At 65.2% G+C, this 2240-nt stretch carries 3 protein-coding genes; all 3 read left to right on the plus strand.

Translation table 11 applies throughout. The features are described from left to right. The first annotated feature begins 254 nt into the window (after positions 1-254). The 3 genes from pcsA to QMX82_RS25580 are packed head-to-tail and all read left to right on the plus strand — an operon-like array spanning position 255 to position 2196. On the plus strand, positions 255-947 hold the full coding sequence (gene pcsA, locus QMX82_RS25570; protein ID WP_133862217.1) for a phosphatidylcholine synthase: 693 nt from the start codon (positions 255-257) through the stop codon (positions 945-947). Between the two features lie 2 nt (positions 948-949). Then, a complete protein-coding gene (locus QMX82_RS25575) occupies positions 950-1270 on the plus strand; it encodes a GIY-YIG nuclease family protein (RefSeq protein WP_282288779.1) in 321 nt (106 codons plus the stop codon). Further along, complete coding sequence (locus QMX82_RS25580) at positions 1258-2196, plus strand: glutathione S-transferase family protein (protein WP_208694099.1); 939 nt, start codon at positions 1258-1260, stop codon at positions 2194-2196. The genes QMX82_RS25575 and QMX82_RS25580 overlap by 13 nt, the downstream gene beginning before the upstream one ends. The last annotated feature ends 44 nt before the right edge of the window (positions 2197-2240 follow it).

The raw sequence follows: 2240 nt of genomic DNA on the forward strand, positions 1-2240 counted from the left end.
GGGCGGACCTGCTCCGCCCCGGTCGTCCTGCGAACCCAGTCACGGGCGTTCGGCGGGAAGGCGGGCAAAGGACGGCAAGGCGCGGTATCCTCGATGTTTGGCGCCCGGTTTCCGGGGTCGGCGGTCAAGGCCCGCCTTGCCGTTCACCGGCTTCATTGTCGATTTCGTAGCGTATCGCCAGAACGGGTGGTGCGCTGGGCAGTCGAAGCCGTCATCATAGAGAGACGCCCGTGAACTCCATTTCCCATCCGCTCATGCTGACAAAAGCCAAGGCCTGGGGCGCCCATGCGGTGACCTCCAGTGGTGTGATCCTCGCGCTTCTGGCGCTGCTCGCTCTGGTCGACGGTCAACCCAAGGGTTGCCTGATGTGGCTCGGCATTGCCCTGCTCGTCGACGGGCTCGACGGTACCCTGGCGCGCAAGTTCGAAGTCAAGCGGGTCCTGCCCCATTTCGACGGCTCCGCGCTGGACCTGGTGGTCGACTACCTGACCTATGTGTTCATTCCGGCGATCTTCATCTATCGCTTTGTTCCCTTGCCGCCGCACTTCGAGCTGGTGGCGGTGGGCATCATCCTATTGTCGTCGCTGTTCTGTTTCTGCAATGTGAACATGAAGAGCGCGGACAACTATTTCGTCGGCTTTCCCGCGGCCTGGAACGTGGTGGCGCTGTATTTCTACGTGCTGGACCTGGCGCCCTGGTTCAGCATGGCGGTGGTACTGGTGCTGGCCGCCCTGACCCTGACCCGGGTCAAGTTCCTGCATCCCTTCCGCGTGCGCCAGCTGATGGCCTTGAACATCGCCGTGACGTCCATCTGGCTGCTGAGCAGCGCCATGATGGTGTTCGTGCATCCCGACAAGCCGCTGTGGCTGATGGTCCTCTGGTTCGCCAGCGGCATCTACTTCGTCGGCGTGTGCGTCTGGCGTACCGCCCGGGAGTGGTTCGCCTGACGGTGAGCGACGACCCCCTGCCACCTGCGCGCACCTGGTATGTCTACCTGGTGCGCGCCGAGAATCAAGCGCTCTATTGCGGCATCAGCGATGATCCCGAGCGCCGTTTCGCCCAGCACCGCAGTGGCCGCGGTGCCCGCTTCTTCGCTTCCAGCCCGGCCCAGGCGCTGGTCTATGTGGAAGCCTGCGGCGACAAGTCGGCCGCCCTGCGCCGCGAAATTCAGATCAAGAAGCTACCCAAACGAGCCAAGGAAGCCCTGGTGCTGGCCCTGTCCGGTACCTCGCTCGTGGCTGATTCAGGAGTGCTGTCATGTCCGAGCTGATTCTGCATCACTATTGGCAATCGCCCTTCGCCGAGAAGGCGCGCCTGCTGCTGGGTTTCAAGGGGCTGGCCTGGCGTTCGGTGATCATTCCGCGGATGCTGCCCAAGCCCGAGCTGGTGGCGCTCACCGGCGGCTATCGCAAGACCCCGGTGCTGCAGGTGGGGGCCGATGTCTATTGCGACACGGCGCTGATCGCGCGCCGGCTGGAGGCGGAAAAGGCGGTGCCGGCGCTGTTTCCGGAAGGTCAGGAAGCGGTCGTGGCCGCCTTTGCCGGCTGGGCGGATTCGGTACTGTTCCAGCATGCGGTGGCGCTGATGTTCCAGCCGGAGATCATGGGGCCGCGCCTGGCCAGTCTGCCGCCGGAGCAGGCCCAGGCCTTCATGGATGACCGCAAGGCGCTGTTCAGTGGTGGCAGCCTGAGTCGTCTGACACCCGAGCAGGCCCGGCAACAGCTGCCGACCCTGCTGACCCGGCTGGAAACCCAACTCAAGCGCAGCGCTGGCGAATTCCTCTTCGGCGCGCCCTCGCTGGCCGACATCGCCCTGGCGCACAACTTCTGGTTTCTCAAGAGCACACCACAACTGGCACCCCTGATCGACGAGCGTCCCGAGATCGCCGCCTGGTTCGCCCGGGTGCTGGGGTTCGGTCATGGTACCCATGAGGAACTCGGTGCCGCCGAGGCGCTGGAGATCGCCAGGGCTGCGGAGCCGCTGGCCTTGCCGCGCGACCAGGCCGTTGCCGTGGAAGGCTTCGCCTGGGGTGACCGGGTGAGCGTGGCGGCGACCGACTATGGGGTGGATCCCGTGGTGGGCGAGCTGGTGCATGCCGACAGCGAAGCCCTGGTGATCCGTCGCCACGACGCGCAGCTGGGGGCGCTCCAGGTGCATTTCCCGCGATTGAATTTTCGCGTCAGCGCCGCGGGCTAGGAAGCCTGGAATGCAAAACGGCGCCCTGGGGCGCCGTTTTGCAT

This window comes from Pseudomonas sp. PS02302, assembly GCF_029959585.1.
Lineage (GTDB): Bacteria > Pseudomonadota > Gammaproteobacteria > Pseudomonadales > Pseudomonadaceae > Chryseomonas > Chryseomonas aestiva.